The 14,928-nt window shown below is 36.1% G+C and carries 18 protein-coding genes; 11 read left to right on the top strand and 7 right to left on the bottom strand.

Annotation, left to right across the window (positions count from 1 at the left end; translation table 11 throughout):
• Positions 1 to 206 precede the first annotated feature (206 nt).
• Entirely contained in the window at positions 207 to 542 is a 336-nt protein-coding gene (locus tag MHB48_RS02210; RefSeq protein WP_342599941.1) for a L,D-transpeptidase, read from the top strand.
• A 156-nt stretch (positions 543 to 698) separates the two neighbouring features.
• Positions 699 to 1,406, top strand: a complete 708-nt coding sequence (locus tag MHB48_RS02205) for a TIGR02206 family membrane protein (protein WP_342599940.1) — start codon at positions 699 to 701, stop codon at positions 1,404 to 1,406.
• 24 nt (positions 1,407 to 1,430) lie between these two features.
• On the opposite strand, the gene MHB48_RS02200 is transcribed toward MHB48_RS02205, so the two are convergent.
• Positions 1,431 to 2,378 carry a hypothetical protein gene (locus tag MHB48_RS02200; RefSeq protein ID WP_342599939.1) on the bottom strand — a complete coding sequence of 316 codons (948 nt, stop codon included), beginning with the start codon at positions 2,376 to 2,378 and terminating at the stop codon, positions 1,431 to 1,433.
• A gap of 361 nt (positions 2,379 to 2,739) precedes the next feature.
• Between MHB48_RS02200 and MHB48_RS02195 the strand changes: the two genes are divergently transcribed.
• The 4 genes from MHB48_RS02195 (at position 2,740) to MHB48_RS02180 (ending at position 4,743) form a co-directional block, all read left to right on the top strand.
• Complete coding sequence (locus tag MHB48_RS02195; RefSeq protein WP_342599938.1) at positions 2,740 to 2,913, top strand: hypothetical protein; 174 nt, start codon at positions 2,740 to 2,742, stop codon at positions 2,911 to 2,913.
• 552 nt (positions 2,914 to 3,465) lie between these two features.
• Entirely contained in the window at positions 3,466 to 3,594 is a 129-nt protein-coding gene (locus MHB48_RS02190) for a sporulation histidine kinase inhibitor Sda (protein WP_340917357.1), read from the top strand.
• Positions 3,595 to 4,015: 421 nt separating this feature from the next.
• On the top strand, positions 4,016 to 4,465 hold the full coding sequence (locus MHB48_RS02185) for a hypothetical protein (RefSeq protein ID WP_342599937.1): 450 nt from the start codon (positions 4,016 to 4,018) through the stop codon (positions 4,463 to 4,465).
• Complete coding sequence (locus tag MHB48_RS02180) at positions 4,453 to 4,743, top strand: YxcD family protein (RefSeq protein WP_342599936.1); 291 nt, start codon at positions 4,453 to 4,455, stop codon at positions 4,741 to 4,743. Before MHB48_RS02185 ends, MHB48_RS02180 begins: the two co-directional genes overlap by 13 nt.
• Positions 4,744 to 4,836: 93 nt before the next feature.
• Here the strand turns inward: MHB48_RS02180 and MHB48_RS02175 are convergent, their stop codons facing one another.
• The 3 genes from MHB48_RS02175 to cax all read right to left on the bottom strand — a co-directional run bounded on the left by MHB48_RS02175 (position 4,837) and on the right by cax (position 7,406).
• Positions 4,837 to 5,031 (bottom strand): alpha/beta-type small acid-soluble spore protein, encoded by a 195-nt coding sequence (locus MHB48_RS02175; protein ID WP_342599935.1) that lies wholly within the window; start codon positions 5,029 to 5,031, stop codon positions 4,837 to 4,839.
• Positions 5,032 to 5,161: 130 nt separating this feature from the next.
• On the bottom strand, positions 5,162 to 5,956 hold the full coding sequence (locus MHB48_RS02170) for a VLRF1 family aeRF1-type release factor (protein ID WP_342599934.1): 795 nt from the start codon (positions 5,954 to 5,956) through the stop codon (positions 5,162 to 5,164).
• A gap of 397 nt (positions 5,957 to 6,353) precedes the next feature.
• Entirely contained in the window at positions 6,354 to 7,406 is a 1,053-nt protein-coding gene (cax, locus tag MHB48_RS02165; RefSeq protein ID WP_342599933.1) for a calcium/proton exchanger, read from the bottom strand.
• A gap of 239 nt (positions 7,407 to 7,645) precedes the next feature.
• Here cax and MHB48_RS02160 point away from each other — a divergent pair, with 239 nt between their 5' ends.
• Entirely contained in the window at positions 7,646 to 7,948 is a 303-nt protein-coding gene (locus MHB48_RS02160; RefSeq protein ID WP_342599932.1) for a DUF1805 domain-containing protein, read from the top strand.
• Between the two features lie 77 nt (positions 7,949 to 8,025).
• Here the strand turns inward: MHB48_RS02160 and MHB48_RS02155 are convergent, their stop codons facing one another.
• The gene (locus tag MHB48_RS02155) at positions 8,026 to 8,589 is read right to left on the bottom strand and encodes a hypothetical protein (protein WP_342599931.1); all 564 of its coding nucleotides are present in this window, start codon (positions 8,587 to 8,589) and stop codon (positions 8,026 to 8,028) included.
• 684 nt (positions 8,590 to 9,273) lie between these two features.
• Here MHB48_RS02155 and qoxA point away from each other — a divergent pair.
• From qoxA to qoxD, 4 genes are all read left to right on the top strand, one after another.
• Positions 9,274 to 10,197 (top strand): cytochrome aa3 quinol oxidase subunit II, encoded by a 924-nt coding sequence (gene qoxA, locus MHB48_RS02150; protein ID WP_342599930.1) that lies wholly within the window; start codon positions 9,274 to 9,276, stop codon positions 10,195 to 10,197.
• Positions 10,198 to 10,260: 63 nt separating this feature from the next.
• Entirely contained in the window at positions 10,261 to 12,210 is a 1,950-nt protein-coding gene (gene qoxB / locus MHB48_RS02145) for a cytochrome aa3 quinol oxidase subunit I (RefSeq protein WP_342599929.1), read from the top strand.
• Positions 12,207 to 12,803 carry a cytochrome aa3 quinol oxidase subunit III gene (qoxC, locus tag MHB48_RS02140; protein ID WP_342599928.1) on the top strand — a complete coding sequence of 199 codons (597 nt, stop codon included), beginning with the start codon at positions 12,207 to 12,209 and terminating at the stop codon, positions 12,801 to 12,803. Before qoxB ends, qoxC begins: the two co-directional genes overlap by 4 nt.
• A 1-nt stretch (position 12,804) precedes the next feature.
• Entirely contained in the window at positions 12,805 to 13,086 is a 282-nt protein-coding gene (qoxD, locus tag MHB48_RS02135) for a cytochrome aa3 quinol oxidase subunit IV (RefSeq protein ID WP_342599927.1), read from the top strand.
• 26 nt (positions 13,087 to 13,112) lie between these two features.
• On the opposite strand, the gene MHB48_RS02130 is transcribed toward qoxD, so the two are convergent.
• Entirely contained in the window at positions 13,113 to 13,346 is a 234-nt protein-coding gene (locus MHB48_RS02130) for a hypothetical protein (protein WP_342599926.1), read from the bottom strand.
• A 137-nt stretch (positions 13,347 to 13,483) separates the two neighbouring features.
• On the bottom strand, positions 13,484 to 14,365 hold the full coding sequence (locus MHB48_RS02125) for a VCBS repeat-containing protein (RefSeq protein WP_342601283.1): 882 nt from the start codon (positions 14,363 to 14,365) through the stop codon (positions 13,484 to 13,486).
• Positions 14,366 to 14,928: the final 563 nt, after the last annotated feature.

Below are 14,928 nucleotides of genomic sequence, written 5' to 3'. Positions count from 1 at the left end.
TTTACATTGTTTACATTTCTTAGCCAATCACATCACTCCTTCATTCGATTGATATAGGATATGAGGGTGTGTGATTGTCCTATGCACAGAAAATATAAGCAATTTCTCTAAGAATTTATACAATTTTTTCTCCATCATTATACGATTGTCACGTACCAATTTCTTTCCATATATATAAGATAAGACTTATTTGGGGAGCTGGTACTGTGACTCTTTGGATTGATGTATCGGTAAGTAAATTACAACTTAAACTGTACAATGCAAGTCTGTTACTTAAGACGTATTCAATCTCTGTAGGAAAAATACTGACTCCTACCCCAAACGGGAATTATATCATTATAAACAAAGAACTTAATCCCGGAGGACCTTTTGGTGTCTTATGGATGGGATTATCTAAGCCACATTACGGCATTCATGGAACCAACAATCCAGCATCTATTGGAAAAAAGGTTTCACACGGATGCATTCGGATGCATAACGATGACGTGCTCGAGCTTTCTTCTATTGTACCAATAGGTACCAATGTATATATTCACAAGTGAACATCTATAAGGAAGACACGCCGAAGTTAGAGCGTGTCTTTTATTCATTTATTAATTCTCTGCTTCATTACTTAGTTTTTTGATACACATGTGGACAAAGCCATTTTTTCCGTATTCAACATATTAATAAAAGAAAAGATGAATTGGAGAAAAGAAATGAAAGCAAATAGTGTAAACACTTTTACCATGTTTTCAACGGAACATTTATCAGCAATTGGTGTGCTTTTCTTGTGTTTATTTCTCTTATATTTCTTGAATAAGAATGGCTATTTACAAAATAAACATTCCCTGCTTTTTGATCGTCTTTTTGCCCTTTCTTTATTAGCAATGGAAATTTCCTATCATCTTGTGCTAGTGCAAGCTAGAGACTGGACTTTAAGCGAGTCTATACCGATTCACCTTTGCAGCATTAGTTTATATTTTTCGTTCATCGTTTTATGGACTGGTACAAAACGATTTCATCATTTTGTCTTTTTTGCAGGTATTGGTGGTGCACTTCAAGCTGTACTTACCCCATCATTAGAAGTAAATTTTCCAGACTTTCTATTCATTCAATTCTTTTATATTCACATAGGAATTATCGTAACAGGCTTTTATATTCTTTTGGCAAAAGGATATCGCCCAACTTTTAAAGGAATCATTCAAACAATGATTACATTAAATGTACTATTTCCTTTCATTTTTGCAGTAAATATTCTTGTGCAAGGCAACTATATGTTTTTAAGAGAGAAGCCTGTAAATGGTAGTCTTTTAGATTTCTTAGGTCCATATCCTTGGTATATCGTTTCACTTGAATTCGTAGCATTCCTTTTGTTTATTCCTCAATGGCTAGTTTTCAGGAAATGGAATAATCCACAAAAATAACTTATTAGGAAACCGCCAATCTTACTACTCTAATATTTGTTCTATACTACTTTTAATCTCTTCAAGCTTTTCTATCCTAGCTTTTTGTGTCTCTATTAAGTGTTCATAAATTCTATTTAAGCCACTAAGTGTATTTTCGATTCGATCGATGGACGAATGAATTTTCGAATGAATGGACCATGCTGAGAATATATCATCAAAAAAGTAATCTGCAAACGTGACAAAACTATCTCTGTCTATCTTTAAAGATCTAGTATCGATTTCTTGGATATCTAATAGTTCTGTTTGAAATCTTTGTAGAGCTAATTGAGCATCATGTATGGCATTCTCCGATTCGTCTAACTCGCTATGCTTTAGTGCCGTAGCTAGTAAACCACCACCTAAATAAGTATCCCACGTCGAAAATCCTTCTGCACTTTCAAGTGATCTTAATGCTCTCTTTAATGCTTTTTTTGCTTCATTACATGCATAAACCGCTTCTTTTAGTTCACGAATATATGTCTCTTCAGCTGTCTTCCATTCATATAGAATTTCTAGTTGTCTTGACTCTTCTTCATTATATTGAAATATCCATTGCTCTTTTTCTATTCTTAAATGGTCCCACTCAGCATCAAGTGATTGCCATTCTATCTTTTGCAATTGTATGTCATTACTTTGAATATCGCTTTCTAAATCGGTTATCATTTTTTCTACTTCCCGAAATTTTGCTTCTACAGCAGCAAGCTCCAATAATTCTTTTTCTCTTTTCTCATCCTGCTTGCCTGTCCAAGTTCTAACTAGATTTAAAATAGAAAAACGATCTAAATCATCAACATCTTTTTGTTCACCTTTCAATTCTAGTAAGTAACTTTGTTTTCTTTGCACAGCATTTTTTAACTGTTCTTCTATTGCTTGTTGCTTTCTTAGTACTTTATCTCTTTTATATATCTCCGTTCTCAAAATCTCTTGGCGCTCCTGTAATTTTTCCCACATAGCTATCCCCTCCTAGCTTGAATACGACTGATTGCAAAGAAAGTTTCAATTACATGGAATAAAGTATAGTTGAGTTCGGCTATAGGCGGACGCTTTCCGCGGGGTGAGCGATAAGCCATCACCTCCGCTCCGCGTCGTTTGTGATGACTTATCTGTCTCACTCATCCCGCTGGAGTCGCCGCCTGCCGCTTCAATCATAGAAGTGATGAATGTTCGCATTTTAATGACAAAGTACTATTGAAATTAACTCAATCTATAACAATTTATTAAAAAATCTATTAAATAGGTTTATATATACGTAAAGTAGGGGTAATTACTTAATAGCAAGCTAATAAAAACTAATTATTGGGAGGAATTAAAAATGACGACGAATTCAATTGCAGGACAAAAATGGTGGAAAATCGGAGCAGCAGCATTTCTTTCAGTAGGTTTGTTAGCAGCATGTGGAGACGGTGAAAATGAATCGGATGTAGACGATAACATCGAGCAAGATGTAGAACAAGAACTTGATGAAGAAGATAAAGACGGAGAATAAGAAAGATTAGCCACCTACTTGGTGGTTTTTTCTTTACCTTCTAATAAATATAGTAATTATCTAAATAAAGCACTGTGGATAAAGTTATACACAGATAAATCACTTATATATTTGGAATTAAAATGTATTTTCAATATTAATCCACATATTATCCACCGTTTTTTGTGGATAAACTTAAGTTATTCACAAGTGATTTTAAAATAAATAAAATATTTAAACTACAATATATTTACTTCCCATTTACATAGCATAAAATACCTAATATATGCCTACTCAAACCATTTTAGAAGCATTGAAACAGTACATTTTTATAAAATGTTTCGACAAAATTCGCAAAAATTTTCGGTGTGGATAAAGTTGTGCACAATACTCACACTACAGGTAATAGAAACCAATACTATTATCAACAAGTTATTAACAACTTATCCCTAATCTACTGTGGATAAAGGAACGGTTGTTCTAAAGTAGACTATTTGGTAAATTAAATATACAGCTAATTGATTCTTAATATATAAAATATAAATTCCACGTATTAAACGGAGGTGAAAAGAAATGAGTAAAATGTCGGATGAATTATTAATTGAATCTTATCTTACAGCAAAAGAATTAAAATTGTGTCCTGATTTTTTAGCTCTTTTAGAAAAGGAAATTCTTCGCCGATCTTTAAAGTTTAATTTATAAACATACGTGTTGATTAACCAAAGGTACCCAGTAAATTGCTTATTTAAATGGTAATAACACACTAGGCACTCTATGCAAAGGTGCTTTTGGAGTGCTTGGAACTGAACTAGTTCTATACCATTATCGATATTTCTTGATGCAGAGGGATGCGACTTTGTCGCATCCCTCTGCATTTTTTCGATAATCGTGTGGTAGTCGCTCGTCTGTCACTCTCCATACTACTTGTAATACAAGGGCAAAATGGAATCCTTGCGCATTTCTTGTAAAATTTTAATGGTGTAAATTGGATAATCAACAGCCGTGAATAAATATACTTAATTAAAAGTGAAACTTTCTTTCCATTAAAACGTATATAGTATAAGGTAAGATGGTATGTCCTTACTTGGATTATCTCATACTAAATATACGGAGGTTTTATAAATTGAAAAAATTGGTAGCAGCTTTACTTACTGTAACACTTGTATTTTCATCTGTCGGAAGCTTTGTATTTAACGACGATACGATTACTGCCGAAGCGAAAAAGTATAAATCTGGAAAGAAAAGTTATAACTCGAATACGAATACAAACACCACTAATTCAAATATCAAAAAAAACAACGAGGATTCTACGACAGCTACAAACAAATCCACAACTAACACTAAAACTAAAGGTGGATTTAAATCAGGTGGTTTGATGAAAGGTCTCTTTGTAGGTGGGCTTGCTGGACTATTATTCGGTAGCATGTTTGCCAACATGGGTATGCTCGGTTCTCTTCTTGGGTTTGCAATTAACGCTGCAGCGATAATTTTAATCGTTGTTATGATACGCAAAATCTTTGGCATATTTAAAGAAAAGAAGAAAAAAGAGGATGCTAATTCATGGAGAAACTAATAATTCCCGAACAGAACATTATTAATGCAGTTTGCGTATATATCGGTCGCCAAAACAATGCTGCTCCAGAAGAAGTGGAAGTAGAGCTTATGTACGATGACGATTCTGGTTTTTCCGCTGAAGCTAATGTTAATGGACAAACACAAATACTTACGACATTAAATTTAATTGAAGCACTTCGTCAAACTATTAAGGAATTTTTAAACCTGGATCCAAATGCCACAGGAATAGAATTAATTTTAGATGATGAAGAAGGCATTATTGCCGCTGTCCGATAACAACAAAAAGTCGAGGAATGTTCCTCGGCTTTTTATTATGATTGGGCATAATAAAACCGGTGGCAAAAATGCCACCGGCCAAATATTTAGTTATTATTTTTGTATTCCACTCATTTGTGATTGGGCTTGAGCCACTAAACGCTTTGTAATTTCTCCGCCAACGGATCCGTTAGCACGCGCTGTAGCATCTGGTCCAAGTTGAACACTGAATTCTTGAGCAATTTCATATTTCATTTGATCAATTGCTTGTTTAACTCCTGGTACAACTAGTTTATTGTTATTTGGCATGTCTCTCACCTCCTTGTGAAATTAGAATGTGCAGATTTACAACAGATATGCACAAATACAATAAGGTGAATAATGTAAATTAGGAAAAGGAAAACTTAAAGCGCTTGTTTAGTGCTCTTTGAGCATCCATTTATTTTTCTAATACCTGATGGACTACCTCATCTGCGTTACTGTTATTTAAGTTTTTGTAGATGCAGCTTGCAGGTAAATCCCTTAAATTTTCTGCAAATGCATTTGCCATTTCAGCTTCTCCTGCTACATGAAACTCTCGCCAACCTCGTTTTTTCTTTAATTGTTCAATGGTCTCCCGCATTCCTCTATAAAAACTACTTTTATTTACTTTATATCGCGTGTCTAATTTAGCGGTTTTATCTTTCAAAGCTTCACGCCTGTTACTTATATCAACCTTTTCACTTTCTTTCCATTGCTCAGACACTAAATCAAATCTATACGTTATATCATCTCGAACGAATCCCAATGCAGTATCCAATACTCGAACTTCTCCGAAGCTTGGCATGATAATTCCCGCTTCTGGATATGCTTTATACATATACTCCAGTTGCTCAACTACTGGATGATTTTCCCAGTAAAAATTTGTTTTAACCGGGACTTGAACATAGTTCACATACCATAAATCACCGTCAGCAGTAGCAAATATTACTACGCCTTTATGAAGTTCTAGTTTATGTTCTTCCATTTCCTTAATAATTTTATTCTTTATTTCATCGAGATCTTTTATTTCTTTTTCATCTCCAGAAGCTTTTAAATACTCTCCAATTCGCTTTAATCCACTTTTTAAATGAATTTTCCAAGCACCATTTAATTGCTCTGGATCCCCGGGATTCGTATTTAAATAAACGCTTAACACACACCGATCACTAGAGCTATACGCTTTTAATTCTTCAAGTTCTTTACTTATCGTCATGTATCTTTCCGCCTCCTTTTTTAATACATGCTTAGCATTTCCCTCAAGTGGATTGATTAATCAGAGGTTAAAGTGTTATGTTTTGGGTGAAAATAAAAAAAGTAAAGCACTTTCCAAGAAAAATTGGAATAACAACTTTACTCTTCTTATCAAGAACCATTATTGTTAATAACTGAGGTACCGTCACGAATTTGTATTTTTCTATTAATGGTACTGTACGCTGCTTTCTTCTATCCAATACGCTTCAAGAACTTCTCCTTTTTCCTATACCCTATACGTTTAATTGCATTTTTTTTAAACAAATATAGGCTTGCTAATTGTCTCTACGTATATTTATGTGAAAAATATTAAACTTACCTATATGAAAGGAGATAGCAAATACTGACTTCTAACTTTATTAAAGAAAATAAAACCCAATACCAATGACTAAATATGCAGCAAAGAGCGTAAGACCTTCAAACCAATTAGATTCACCATCATTGGAAAGATTAATAACAAGAAGCGTTGCCGTAATCATTGCTACAAGTTCAGGTAATGTGAATACAAGCGCCATGGATTGTGGTGTGAATAGAGAAATAATGACGAGGATTGGAGCCACGAACATAGCTATCTGCAACGTCGATCCAACTGCAATCTCCACCGACAACTCCATTTTATTTTTATACGCCATCGTGATGGCTGAAAAGTGCTCCGCAGCATTCCCCACAATTGCAACAATTATGACACCTATGAACAGCTCGGTCCAACCAAATTGTTCACCTAATGTCTCAAATGTGTGGACAAGTTGTTCAGACACAAAAGCAACTGCTCCAGTCGCTAGTATCAGGATTAATATCGATTTACTTTTTGTCCACTCTGGCTCTTCTGTTTCGACCTCTGGTTCATCCGATGATGTAAAAATACCTCGGTGGGTGACAAGCTTGAAAAATAACCCCGCCAGATAAAGAACGATTAAAACAACCGAAATGCCAATACTCAAGTTCAATGTTTTTTCAGCATTCATGGACATAGAAAATACTTCTGGGATGACAAACGCAACAATAATAGCAAAAATGAGTAAGCCCGAATTGTACCTAGCATCATGAACACTAAATTTTTGTCGTTTAAATTTGATACCACCTACAAAAAATGAAAGCCCTAGGACGAGTAGCAAGTTACCAAGGACTGACCCAGTTAGAGAAGCCAATACTATTCCCACCATACCGGCCTTTAAAGTAAAAATAGAAATAATAAGTTCCACAGCATTACCAAATGTAGCGTTTAGTAAGCCTCCAATTCGTGGACCGCTCACAATCGCAAGACTTTCCGTTGCTCGTCCGATGAATGCCGAAAGTGCAATAATACTAAGACAACATAAAAAAAACATGACCATCTGTGCCCACTCAAGAAATGCCCCCACAATAACAAGTGGAACACCAACAAAAGTAAGAATAGCAAACAACTTATTCACAAAACCCACCTCTTTATTAAGATATGTCACGACTCCTCTTTATCTTTCCCATATACGAAAAATTAAAAACATTCCTTGTATATGAAATGACCGTTTCAGAATGGAAACAGTTCGAATCTGTTTTATATTTTGAAAAGCTGCCCAATGAACCATTTATCCATTTCTTTAAAGTGAGATAAACACCCTTTTCCTTCAACTTACATAAAGTGTAGGGATAAGAAAAGGAGTGATGTTGTAAAATGATTAACCTTCATCCAATTGATATTGAAGGAAATACATTCATTGCAGTTTCTGTTTTGTTACCAAAAACAAATCTACTTACTGTATCCAACGATAAAGGATATATTATGTGCGGTGCACTAGACGTTGGGCTATTGAATGAAAAATTAAAGGACCGGAAAATAATTGCAGGCCGGGCTGTTGGTGTGAAGACAATTGAACAGCTTTTAGATGCACCATTAGAATCAGTCACATATGAAGCAGAGGAACTTGGGATTACTCGTGGAATGATCGGTAGAGAAGCACTCTTAAAGATGATCTAGCGGAAAGAAGAGTCTGCAATTTTACGCAGACTCTTCTTTGACTTTATCGTTTGTAAGTTAGTACAATGGTCGATCTATTATTTGTCCTCTACATATACAAGAGGAATGTTCAAAAATCTTACTTTTGAATTCAATCCTCGTTGTATATCTGTGACATAATTATCTCGCTTAATGGTAAGCATCTCGCCATCTTTAAAATAAAATTCATAATAGGACAAGTCCTTGTCTTCAGGCAACTTCTCATAGTACAGAACCTGACCGAGCTCCTCCCAATCATAGTTTTTCTTCTCCTGTGAAAATAGTTTTCGATAAGAAATTTCCTCATCTGATAATGTCACATAAGATAATGTCACATAATAAAAAACAACACCACTAGCTATCAAACAAGTAATTGCTAATCCAATCGAGGCCTTACGTATATCTAGCAACCAAAGTAAAGCACATGCAAGAACAACCAAAAATATACTGAATCCATACGCCAAATAATTTTCACTCGGAGCATACAATATCCAAATGTCTCTCTGATAATATAGTGCATTGACTAAAACTAAAGGCATAAGCAATATAAAAACTGGTGAAATTAACGCAATACAAGCTCCAATCGCTAAGAAAATATGCCTCGCATCATATCTCCTATCCATCTCATTTCCCCCTTTTAATTTGTATTTCTCCCCCTATATAAATAATACCCTTTCTATTCCAAATAATCTAATTATTACTAATTTTCAAAGTAATGTAGGTGCTCTTAAATAGACAACCTGTTTTCTCTCGTTTTCCGATGCGCTTTGCACTAATTTTACTACATCATTTCCTACCTTCTATTTTTCGGTAACTTTGTGACTGTCGTCTGTCCGTCTCCCACCAGAAACATTAGATAACTTAATTCTTTCCTATTCGCAAATGCAGCTCTCCAGGATGCAATTTCAGGAGCCTTAGTACCGCTTAATTAGATGTATGCTAACTATTTTTCTGTCATTCCGCTCTGTTCAAAAACAGGAAAAATCCTTCCCTAATGGCATTTCTTTAAGTCAAAACACCTTGAACTCTGGGTTTACGGCAAGAAGAAAATTACATTCAAATTCACAGAAAACGCATTGTAACTACTACCATTTCTATCCACATTAGAGGCGATTTCTCAACATTCCCAACAATTTTGTTATCAACTTTTTATTTTGTACATATCTTCATGAACTTTTTGTGACGGCTATTTCTTTCCATTGTTTTTTAAAAATACGGTACTAAGATAGAGACTAAGAATAAAAAATGCTTTAAACACATTTGACTTACATTTATACAACTTCAATAAATTTGAAAGGGGTACAACTATGAAATTAAAAATGAAATGGGCATTATTCACAATGATTTTCACTATTGCCACTGTGCTAACTGGTTGTGAGCCACTATTAGTTTTAGATCCAAAAGGACCTCAGGCAAAAACGCAGGCTGATGATATCATGCTTTCCATTTGGCTTATGTCAGCTATTGTCCTCGTCGTTTTCGCCATCTTAATATTTGTGTTAATTAAATACCGTGCTTCTAAACAGAGTGAAGATTACGAGCCTCCTCATATTGAAGGAAGCCCCATTGTAGAAGCAATCTGTGTTGGAATTCCTATTATTATTGTTGTTTTTCTTTCCATAGTTTCTGTTAAAAGTAACTACGAAGTAGAGGCAATTCCCGCTGCATATGAGGATCAAGAACCATTAGTTATTTATGCTTCTTCTTCCAACTGGAAGTGGCATTTTAGTTATCCAGAAGAGGATATCGAGACAGTTAACTACTTATATATCCCTGCAAACCGTCCGATTGAATTTAAATTATATTCTTACGGACCTATCACTAGTTTTTGGATTCCACAACTAGGTGGCCAAAAATACGCGATGTCTGATATGGTCAATACTTTACACTTAGCCGCTGACCTTCCTGGGGAATTCATGGGAAGAAACGCAAACTTCAGTGGTGAAGGATTCGCGGAAAATACATTTGAAGTGACTGCAATGTCTCAAGCCGACTATGATGAATGGGTTGAGGAAGTGCATGAAACTGCCGCACCTCTGACAGAAGAAACGTTCGAGGAGTTATTAGAGCCTGGACATCTTGGCCGCTCCACATACACTGGAACACATTTAGAATTCTCCCCTGCACCTGATCATGACCATGGGTCAACTAATTCGGACGCAGAAGAATCTGAGCACGAAAATCATGGATCAACTAGTTCGGATGAGCAATCCACTCACGCTCATCATTGATACAAAATTTACAAGCTAAAGTATCGTAACAAACAATAGATTCTCGAAAGGAGTTACAAAAGTATGGATTTCTTTGAACGCTTTGCCGTACCACATCCAAGCTTTTTAATATACGGAGCAATGGTTAGTATTGGTCTAACCATGATTGCTATCGTCGTAGGTATTACCTATTTTAAAAAATGGGGTTACCTTTGGCGCGAATGGATAACCACTGTTGACCATAAACGAATCGGTATTATGTATTTGCTCACTGCTTTACTCATGCTATTTCGTGGGGGTGTAGATGCTATCATGTTACGTTATCAGCTATCTATGCCTGATAACAAATTTCTAGAATCCCAGCATTATAATGAAATCTTCAGTACACATGGGGTTGTGATGATCCTGTTTATGGCTATGCCATTCATCACGTTCTTCTTTAACTACCTTATACCGTTACAAATTGGTGCACGTGATGTAGCATTTCCACGCTTAAACGCACTAAGTTTTTGGTTATTCTTTATGGGGATGGGGTTATTCAACATCTCCTTCATCATCGGTGGATCACCTGATGCAGGTTGGACTTCTTATTTCCCACTTGCAGGTAATGAATTTAGTACGTCTGTAGGTACGAATTATTATATGATTGCGATCCAAATCGCTGGTATTGGTACGTTAATAACTGGTATTAACTTTATCACGACTATTCTTAAAATGAGAGCACCTGGGATGACATTGATGAAAATGCCTATGTTCACATGGTCTGCTTTTATCGCCAACGTCATCGTTGTATTTGCTTTCCCTGTTTTAACCGTAACACTTGCCATGGGAACCATGGATCGACTGTTTGGAACAAATTTCTTTACAACCGTTAATGGCGGGATGGATATGCTTTGGGCGAACTTGTTCTGGGTTTGGGGACATCCGGAAGTATATATCTTAATCTTACCGGCGTTTGGTCTTTATAGTGAGATCATTTCCACTTTTGCACGTCGAAATTTATATGGGTATAAATCGATGGTCGCTTCGATGGTCGCTATTTCTTTACTTTCCTTCCTTGTATGGGCACATCATTTCTTTACGATGGGTCAAGGAGCACTTACGAATAGTTTTTTCTCCATTACAACGATGATCATTGCTGTTCCAACCGGAGTTAAAATCTTTAACTGGTTGTTCACGCTTTGGAAAGGGAAAATTGAATTTACTACACCTATGTTATATTCGATGCTTTTCATTCCACTGTTTACATTAGGTGGAGTTACAGGGGTAATGCTTGCGATGTCCGCAGCAGACTACCAATATCATAATACGATGTTCTTAGTAGCTCACTTCCATAACGTTATTATTCCTGGGGTAGTTTTCGCCATGCTAGCAGGTCTCACGTACTATTGGCCAAAAATGTTCGGCTTTATGTTAAATGAGAAACTTGGAAAATGGACCGCATGGTTACTTTCTGTCGGCTTTGTCTTAGCCTTCATTCCAATGTACATTACTGGATTAGACGGCCAAGCACGTCGTATGTACACGTACTCTGAATCCACTGGATTCAGCATGTGGAATATGGTTTCATTTGTCGGTGCGGCTATTATGGCAATTGCCTTTGTCTTACTTGTCTACAATATCTACTATAGTATTCGGTATGCTTCTAGAGATATCGGTAGTGACCCGTGGGATGCACGTTCGCTTGAATGGGCTACACACACGCCAGTACCAGAGTACAATTTTGCTATTACACCAAAAGCTGTATCAACTCAAGCGTTTTGGGATGCGAAGAAAAATGGACATGAATTATTCCCAGGAAAATTGGAAAAAATTCATATGCCAAATAACAGCGGCTGGCCATTTATCATGAGTTGTATCTTCTTCGCGTTTGGATTTGCGATGGTATTCAGCATATGGCCGCTTGCGATTATCTCGTTAATTGGTATTTTAGGTTGTTTGACTTACCGTTCATTCGAGAAAGATCACGGACGCTACATTTCTGTTAAAGAAATTGAAGAAACAGAAGCAAAATTGCGAGGTGCTAAAAAATGAAGGTAAATAACTCTATTCCACTTGAATATAGTACGGAAGAAAATAGTTTGAAAATCTTAGGGTTTTGGATCTTCCTTGGTGCGGAAATTATGCTTTTCGCCACACTTTTCACATCGTATTTCACTTTAGTGAATCGAACTGGTGATGGACTTACTGGAGCAGAAGTATTTGAAATTACACCAGTATTAGTCGAAACCATCTTGCTTTTAACAAGTAGTTTTACAATTGGTCTAGGAATCCACGCGATGCGTCTAGGTAACAAAAAAGCAATGATGACATTCTTCTCCATCACTTTGCTTCTAGGTGCAGGATTCATAGGGTTCGAAGTTTTTGAGTTTGTTCATTATATCCATGAAGGCTTGACTCTACAAACGAGTGCTTTCTCTGCCATTTTACTAACCACACTAGGAACACATGGATTGCATGTTACGGTTGGTTTCTTTTGGGGATTATTCATCCTGTTACAAATCAAAAAACGAGGCTTGACTCCTGAGACAGCCAATAAATCTTTCATCTTTTCGCTTTATTGGCATTTCTTAGATGTTGTTTGGATCTTCATCTTTAGCTTCATCTACTTGAAAGGAATGATGTAACATGAAAGAATTATTCCCTCTTAAGCAAGTAATGGGCTTTGTATTTTCATTGATCCTTACCGCAGTGGCACTTTTGGTATACTTCATGGATATGTCGTTTTCAATTGGTATGACGGTTCTTCTCCTAACAGCATTTATACAAGCTGGACTTCAATTAGTTGTATTCATGCATGCCGGAGAAACAAATGATAAAAAATCTATCTACGCAAACATCTATTATGGATTAATCATCGCCTTGATAACCATTTTTGGTACACTGTTAGCATTGATCTGGGATATGTAAATAATCGTTTCAAAGAGGGCGTCTCTTCAGGCGCTCTCTTTTTTACATTTTCTAGAGTTTATAATCATTTCTTCTGAAGCAACTAGAATAAGTCCAATTAAAAAAATAAAAACTGCTCCCATTACCGTTCCAATACCTACCCCTATAACATTACTGTAGTCGCTTAGGAAAGCTCCGTACAAGAAAATAGCAATTCCAATAGTAAGCACTGTACCAGCTACGTACCTTGTTGCATTTAACATCTTCATATATGATTCCATTTCATCCATCCTCTCTCTCTTTATATTATTCACTTCGTTCACAAAATTGTCAATTTTTCTTTTTTGTAAGACTTTGTACAATAAAAAAGAACTGCTTCACCGTCTAATGACTCTGTAGCAATTCTAATCCTCATAATTCAGTTAGGCGTTAAATCTTCCCCAAAGATAGATACAGTTTGTCGGTCTGGTACGAAATCATGTCCGTTCCATTTCAATACATTTTGCACATATCCTATCCCATCGGCATGGTATCTCCCTGCGATTTTTTGTATGGCAGTTAGCTCATAAGTACCATCCCTTGCAAAGTCGATAGGATACAGGCCACTGACTGGGTCTACCCAACCCTCAATTGGCTCTTTCAGCGTTCCATCTTCGTTATAAATCTCCGATAAATATTCCTTCCCTTTATACATTAAATCCACTGTGTACTTCTTCTTTGGATTAGAGCTTATCACCGCTACTTTATATTGATTTTGATAATTCACTTCATACTTAGATTGTTCATTATATTCCTCTACATCGAACACTTGACGCATTTGTCCTTCCAAAGATGAAAAAACATATGCGTAAATGATGCCGCCGCTTCCTCCCGTATCTATGACGATTAAAATGTCATCCACTAGGTCTCCTGTAAAATCACCAAGAAATATTGTTGGGTTGTAGCCCACATTTTCTTTGAGAGAAATACTTTCGTACATATTGGTTTTTCCATTAAGTATATTTAGCGATATGTTTTGCCAGAACGGACTTCCCTGAGTCTTATCGCCTGTAAGGTAAACGGTGTCCATGAAGCCATCACCGGTCACGTCCCCTCTTTTCAAATCTATTACCTCTTGACCAGTAGAACTTAAGCGACTTAAAACCTGTTGTCTTTTGTCTAATAATTCTTCACTTGATGGATACTGCGAACGAAATGAAAGTACTTTATCATTGGAAGCTAAATTTTGTTCCAAATCTCCGACCTTCTTCTGAGCATCCAATAAATAATACAGATAATAAGCGAAGTCATTCGTTTGCATTAATCTCTCGTAATAGGCTTTTACTTTTCTAAAGTAATAAGGATAAACATCTCTTGCTATATCTAGTCTACCTTCACTAAAGCGATATACATCTACTTTGTAAGCCTCACCAGTATCATGTATCCAAACAGCAAGCTCGTATTGCCCATCCTCTCCATATTCCCCGGGCATATCTTCTACTTCTAATTTACTGTAAACAATATTATTAGTAGGCAATCGTACAAACCCACTATTTGTCCATTGCAATAAATCCAATTCTGCCCACACGGTACCTATTTGCCAACCCACAACTAAGGTACTCACCCAACTATCCGTGATTGGTGCTACTATTAAATCTAATATACCGTATCCATTTCCTTTTATATGGATTAACGGAAGCCATTGATCATTGATCATTTTTAATATCAAAATATAATTCTGTTCTTCATACTTGTAAGCTCCAATTAATTCGTTGAAATGATCGCCGTCGATATCTGCCAGTAATACAGCAAGTCTCTCTTGGGGCTTTGGTAATTTTAAAATCGTGGCATTCGGCGGTAAAAAGTTCTTTAGCACATCTACAT

Origin of the sequence: Psychrobacillus sp. FSL H8-0483 (genome assembly GCF_038637725.1) — a bacterium.
Lineage (GTDB): Bacteria > Bacillota > Bacilli > Bacillales_A > Planococcaceae > Psychrobacillus.
This window is presented reverse-complemented; position numbering and strand designations above follow the sequence as displayed.